The 6,035-nt window shown below is 72.5% G+C and carries 4 protein-coding genes and 1 pseudogene; 3 read left to right on the top strand and 2 right to left on the bottom strand.

Annotated features, from left to right (window positions below):
• On the top strand, positions 1-1,982 hold a 1,982-nt coding region (locus VR45_RS07835), incomplete at its 5' end, for a SpoIIE family protein phosphatase (protein WP_052708925.1).
• Positions 1,983-2,067: 85 nt separating this feature from the next.
• Here the strand turns inward: VR45_RS07835 and VR45_RS46745 are convergent.
• Complete coding sequence (locus VR45_RS46745; protein WP_159394144.1) at positions 2,068-2,841, bottom strand: hypothetical protein; 774 nt, start codon at positions 2,839-2,841, stop codon at positions 2,068-2,070.
• 218 nt (positions 2,842-3,059) lie between these two features.
• Positions 3,060-4,829 carry a phosphatidylglycerol lysyltransferase domain-containing protein gene (locus tag VR45_RS07825; protein WP_045938935.1) on the bottom strand — a complete coding sequence of 590 codons (1,770 nt, stop codon included), beginning with the start codon at positions 4,827-4,829 and terminating at the stop codon, positions 3,060-3,062.
• A gap of 356 nt (positions 4,830-5,185) precedes the next feature.
• Between VR45_RS07825 and VR45_RS07820 the strand changes: the two genes are divergently transcribed.
• A complete protein-coding gene (locus VR45_RS07820) occupies positions 5,186-5,836 on the top strand; it encodes a response regulator transcription factor (protein ID WP_234325876.1) in 651 nt (216 codons plus the stop codon).
• A pseudogene (locus VR45_RS45410) lies at positions 5,833-6,035 on the top strand (two-component sensor histidine kinase); the annotation flags it as partial. The gene VR45_RS07820 and the pseudogene VR45_RS45410, both read left to right, overlap by 4 nt.

Here is a 6,035-nt window from a genome sequence, read left to right as displayed (position 1 = left end):
CGCGGCGGCCGGGATCGGCCGCCGCTACCCGACCGCGCAGCAGCGCACGGCCAGGCTCGGTCCGCCGACCCCGCCCGAGCAGTCCGCGCCCGGGCGCCGTCCCACCGCCCCGCCGCCCGCTCCGCTGCCCGCCCAGCGCGAGGCCGAGAGGAGGCGTCACCATCGAGCAGACCACCGTCGGACCGTCCGCCAACGGACACCGGCTCCACCCGGGCGACCCGGCCCCGCCGACCGCACCGGCCGCAGCGGCCGCAGCGATCACCGTCCCCGCCGCCGCGGCCCCGCCCGGACCGCAGACCGGCCGGTTCGGCCCGTTCCTGACCAACGGCCACGCCGGCGAGCAACTGGCCCTGCTCAACGAGGTCGGCGGCAAGGTCGGCACCACCCTCGACCTCGGCTTCACCGCCCACGAGCTGTGCCGGGTGCTCGTCCCCCGGGTCGCCGACTTCGCCTGCGTCGACCTCGTGGACGGCCTGATCTCCGACTCCGAGCTGCCCGCCGCCCGCCCCGACGACGACACGATGCTCCGCCGGGTCGCCCTGGCCCGCAACGAGTCCGCCGGCCAGTGGGACCACGTGCTCGCCGAGGGCTCGCTGGTCGCCATGCCCCGCCGCACCCCGCCCGGCATGGCCCTCCAGCTGAACCAGCCGGTGCTGGTCCCGGTGGTCACCCGGGACGTCGCGGTCGACTACGCCGCCGCGCTCGGCGGCCCCGAGCTGGTCCCGGTGGTGTCCGGCCGCTCGATGCTGGTGGTGCCGCTCTCCGCCCGCGGCACCGTGCTCGGCATCCTCAAACTGCTCCGGCTCCCCGACCGGGACCCGTTCGACGAGAGCGACGCCGCCACCCTCAAGGAGCTGGCCGCCAGGGCCGCGCTCTCGCTCGACAACGCCCGGCTGCACCGGGCCGAGTCCCGGGTCGCCACCACCCTCCAGCGCTCGATGATCCCGACCCGCCCGCCGCAGATCCCCGGCGTCCAGATCGCCCACCGCTACCTGCCCGGCGACTCCCGGGCCGAGGTCGGCGGCGACTGGTTCGACGCGATCCAGCTGCCCGGCAGCCGGGTCGCACTGGTGGTCGGCGACGTCATGGGCCACGGCATCCACTCGGCCGCCGCGATGGGCCGCTTCCGCACCGCGATGCAGACCCTGGCCGCCCTCGACCTGCCGCCCGGCCAGCTGCTGCGCCATCTGGACAACCTGGCCCACAAGCTCGGCGACGACCATCTCGCCACCTGCCTGTACGCGGTCTACGACCCGATCAACCGGACCTGCGAGCTGGCCAGCGCCGGCCATGTACCACCGGTCCTGGTCCACCCGGACGGCACCGGCGAGCTGCTGGAGATCCCGGCCGGCGCCCCGATCGGCGTCGGCGGGGTGCCGTTCGTCGCCAAGACCATCGACGTCGTGGACGGCTCGATGCTGGTGCTCTGCACCGACGGCCTGGTCGAGGTGCGGGGCGGTGACATAGGAGCGGGGCTGGCCGCGCTCTGCGGCAATCTGATCGACCCGCAGCAGAGCCCGGAGGAGGCCTGCGACGTGGTCCTGGACCGGCTGCACTCCGACGACCGCAAGGACGACGTCGCGCTGCTGGTGGCCCGCTTCGACGGGGTCGCGCCGAGCGAGGTCGCCACCTGGGACCTCACCGTCGACCACCGCGAGGTCGGCCGGGCCCGCGCCCTGGTCCGCGAGCAGCTGGCCGCCTGGCACCTGGAGTCGATCGGCGACACCGTCGTGCTGCTGGTCAGCGAGCTGGTCACGAACGCCGTCCGGGTGGCCCGGGACCGGGTCCAGCTCCAGCTGATCCGGGTGGACAAGCTGCTGGTCGAGGTCAGCGACGACAACCACAACCTGCCGTCGCTGGAGCCCGCCGAACAACTCGGCGAGACCGGCCGCGGCCTCACCCTGGTCACCAAGCTCGCCGAGCGCTGGGGCACTGCCCGCAAGGCGGTCGGCAAGGTCGTCTGGTTCGAACTGCCACTCTGACCGCGGTGGACACCGCGAAGCCGTGAACGACAGGAGCCCGCGGACCGGACGGTCCGCGGGCTCCTCGTACGTACTGTTCGGCCCGTTACGGCACGGCCGCGCCGGCCGGAGTGCGGCGGCGGACGTCCGCGGCCGCAGCCTCCAGCGAGGCGGTGGCCGTCGACACCACGGCCGCCGCGCCGACCCCGGCCAGCACCCGCGGCCAGAAGTCCCCGAACACCTCCACCGAAAAAAAGACCGCGATCAGCAGCGCCGCTATCACCGCGACCACATGCTCCATCCCGGCCAGGTTCGGCAGCACGACCGCCTCGCCGACCATCGTCGCCACGACCAGACCGGCCGTGAACCAGGCCCGGCAGCGGAACGCGATGCAGATCGCCAGCGCCACCACCGCGGCCGAGGGGCCGGTGTCCCGCACGTGCGCGACCCACTTCGGGAAGCCGAAGACGTGGTCCGGGCCGATCGCCACCCCGACCCGGGCGAACAGCGTCCCGGCGAGGGTGCAGGTGTAGGCGACCACCAGGGTCAGCCGCCGGCCGAGCACGATCTCGGCGATGCCGAAGACCACGAAGACCTGCGCCAGCGCCCCCCACACCGGCAGGTCAAGGGCCGGCACGTACAGCGACAGCGGCGTGCGCAGCAGCGAGACGTCCAACGGCAGCGCCGCCTTGACCACGCCGATCCGGGTGACGAAGTGCTCGCCACCCGGAAGGTGCTGGACGATGCTGAACAGCAGGATCAGACAGGTCGCCGCGGTGGCCAGTGGGACGGCCGCGAACTTCTTCCGCGCGACCTGCTCCCGGACCGTCCCGAACAGCGTTCCCCACTCGGCGACAGCGGCCTCTTTGGCAATAGCCACCGGCCCCTTTCGCACGCCCCCCGCGTGGGTCCTCCGCATCACAACCGGTTCTCCAAATCCCCGTTGGCGCAAGCGCCTTCTCGACTACCTCCACATTAGAAGCCGGTTAACGAATCCACATCGGCAATTGTGCGGATCCGAGTCATCCTCAAGGGGGAGAAACAACCATGAGATCCCCCCGGACGGCTGCCCGGCCCCCTCCGCCCCCCGGCGGAGGGCTACCCCTTCCCGTCCTGTGCCGCCACCGGCACCCGGGGCTCCGTGCCGGACGGTCCCTGGTGCCGGCGACGGAACAGCGCGGGCAGGCTCGGTGCGGTGATGAAGCCCTCGGCCCGGGCACTGGCGATGCCGATCCGCGGAATCTCGCTGCTCTTCTCGAACAGCAGATACCGCGGCTCCCAGATCGGCCGGTACTTGGCGTTGGCCCGGTAGAGCGATTCGATCTGCCACCAGCGCGAGAAGAAGCCGAGAACGGAACGCCAGAGCCGCAGCACCGGCCCCGCCCCGAGCTTCGAGCCCCGCTCGAAAACGGAACGGAACATGGCGAAGTTCAGCGAGACCCTGGCCAGATTCACCTCACCGGCGCGCTGCAGGAGTTCGATCACCATGAACTCCATCAGGCCGTTCTCGGTGTCCCTGGCCCGGCGCATGAGGTCCAGCGAGAGCCCGTCCGCACCCCACGGCACAAAGCTGAGCAGGGCCTTCAGCTCGCCCTCGCCGTCGTGGCACTCCAGCATCACGCAGCGCCCGTCGCCCGGGTCGCCGAGCCGGCCCAGCGCCATCGAGAAGCCGCGCTCGGTCGCGCCGTCGCGCCACTGGTCGGCCTTGGCCACCAGCTCGGCCATCTCGTACTCGGGGATCTCCTCGTGCCGGCGGATCCGCACCGTGTAGCCGGCCCGCTTGACCCGGTTGTAGGCCTGGCGCACCACCCGCATCGCCCGGCCGTCCAGCGAGAACTCGTCGAGTTCGACGATCGCCTCGTCACCCAGCTCCAGCGCGTCCAGCCCGTGCCGGGCGTAGATCACCCCGGCCTCCTCGGAGGCGCCCATCACGGCCGGCGCCCAGGCGTGCTCGCGGGCCTCGGTCAGCCAGGCGTCGATCGCGCCGGGCCAGGCCTCGGGGTCGCCGATCGGGTCGCCGGAGGCCAGCGAGACGCCGCCGACCACCCGGTAGGTGACCGCCGCCTTGCCGCTCGGCGAGAACATCACCGCCTTGTCCCGGCGGAGCGCGAAGTAGCCCAGCGAGTCCCGCTCGCCCTGCTTCTCCAGCAGCCCCCGGATCCGCTCCTCGTCCTCGGCGGTGAGCAGCTCCGTGTTCCGCGGGCTGCGGAACGCCACGTAGAGGACCAGCAGGAAGAGCACCGCGCCCATGGCGTTGATGACCGCGTTCACCCAGGTCGGCGCGTCGATGACGGACCGCAGGTGCTCGGAGGGGGTGATGGTGATCATCCGGCCGACCGAGTAGCGGAACGTGTCCCAGAAGTCGGCGGCGCCGTGCAGGTTGTTGGTGAGGGCGACCAGGGCCGCGCCGACCACGCCGCCGAAGCCCAGGCCGGCCACGAAGGTGGCGGCGGCGGTCTTCGGGTTGGAGCTGTCTCCCTTGGAGGTGAACTCCTTCCGCCCGACCAGCAGCGCCAGGACGAACCCGCAGGTCAGCACGGTGGACACATAGTTCAGCGGGTGCTTGGTGAAGCCCCCGCCGGGCAGCGTCATGGCGAGCAGGTAGAGCAGCGCGAACAGACCGGCCAGCGCCGTGTTGAAGATCCACGCGGCCCGCTTGCGGCGCCGCATCGCGATCGCCAGGAAGACCGAGAGCACCGCGCTGCTCAGCCCGGCGGTCATCAGGTAGGGGGTGAAGTACTCGCCCTCGTTGTGCGTCTCGACCTGGTCCCGGAACGGCGCCAGGAGCACGGTGACGAGGTTCAGCAGGGCGATCAGCCGCAGGTACCAGACGGTCGCCGTCGCGGCCCGGGGGCGCCAGCGCGCCATGAGGGCGCCGGACCCGGATCCGGTGGGGGAGGTGGACGGCTCCGGCTTCACAGTGGACGACACAGCTCAATTCCAAACGATCAGATGGTGGGCCGCATCCGCACGCGACCCGGCCGGCCACCCACCCCCGGCCGCGGACCGACCGAACGGCAGCCGATTCCCATGGTTCCCCACCATCGGTGAGAATCGCGTGAACCAGGTAGCGGATTCACACCCCCGCCGTTCGGCGGGGTTGCTCCGGGAGGCCGGGCCCGGCGAAGCCGCCGGTCAGGCCCTACTCTCGGTTCCAGTCATGCGGACCGGCCCGACCCGTCCGCCGAACCGAGGAGGGACCCATCACCACCACCCGCGTGCTGATCGTGGACGACGAGATCCTGGTCCGGTCCGGGCTGGGCCTCATCGTCGGCTCCGCCCCCGACCTGGAGGTGGTCGGCGACTGCTCGGGCGCGCAGACCGAGGAGTACGTCCGGCGGCTGCGTCCGCACGTGGTGCTGCTCGACATCCGGATGCCCGACCTGGACGGCATCTCGGTGCTCCGCCGGCTGCGGGCCCTGCCCGACCCGCCGGCCGTGGCGATGCTGACCACCTTCGACACCGAGGAGCACATCGGCACCGCGCTGCGGGCCGGCGCCTCCGGCTTCCTCCTCAAGGACACCGCCCCGGACCAGCTGGTGCACGCCGTCCGGGTGCTCGCGGCCGGCGGCAACATCCTCTCCCCGACCGTGACCCGCACCGTGATCGGCGGCTATGTGGACGGCGGCGGCCCGGACGCCGAGGCGGCGACCCTGGCCCGCACCCTGACCGGCCGGGAGCTGGACGTGCTGGCGCTGCTGGGCGAGGGCCTGTCCAACGCCGAGATCGCCGACCGGCTGTTCCTCGGCACCGGCACGGTGAAGGACCACATCAGCGCGATCCTCGGCAAGCTCGGCGCCGCCAACCGGGTCCAGGCGGCCGTCGTCGCCCACCGGGCCGGGCTGGTCCGGCCGAAGCCGAGCGACGGGGCATGAGCGACCCCTCTCCCGCACGACGTCTTCCGGCCGGGTTCACCGCGCCCTGGCTGATGATCCTGCTGCCCGCGGTCTACTCCCTGGTGGACGCCGCCCTGGTGGCCCGCGGCGCCCCGCTCTGGCAGACCCTGCTGTCGGTCCTGGCCGCCGTGGCGCTGCTGTGGCGGCGCCGCTTCCCGGTCACCGTGCTGCTGCTGAC

Origin of the sequence: Streptomyces sp. NRRL S-495 (assembly GCF_000966955.1) — a bacterium.
In the GTDB taxonomy this organism is placed as follows: domain Bacteria; phylum Actinomycetota; class Actinomycetes; order Streptomycetales; family Streptomycetaceae; genus Kitasatospora; species Kitasatospora purpeofusca.
Note: the sequence above shows the minus strand (reverse complement) of the source record. Positions and strands in the feature narration are given on the sequence as shown.

Bases quoted from the DNA above. Each gene is read 5' to 3' on its own strand.
- VR45_RS07825 (WP_045938935.1), bottom strand. From the start codon at position 4,829: ATGGCGCGCTGGCGCCCCCGGGCCGCGACGGCGACCGTCTGGTACCTG.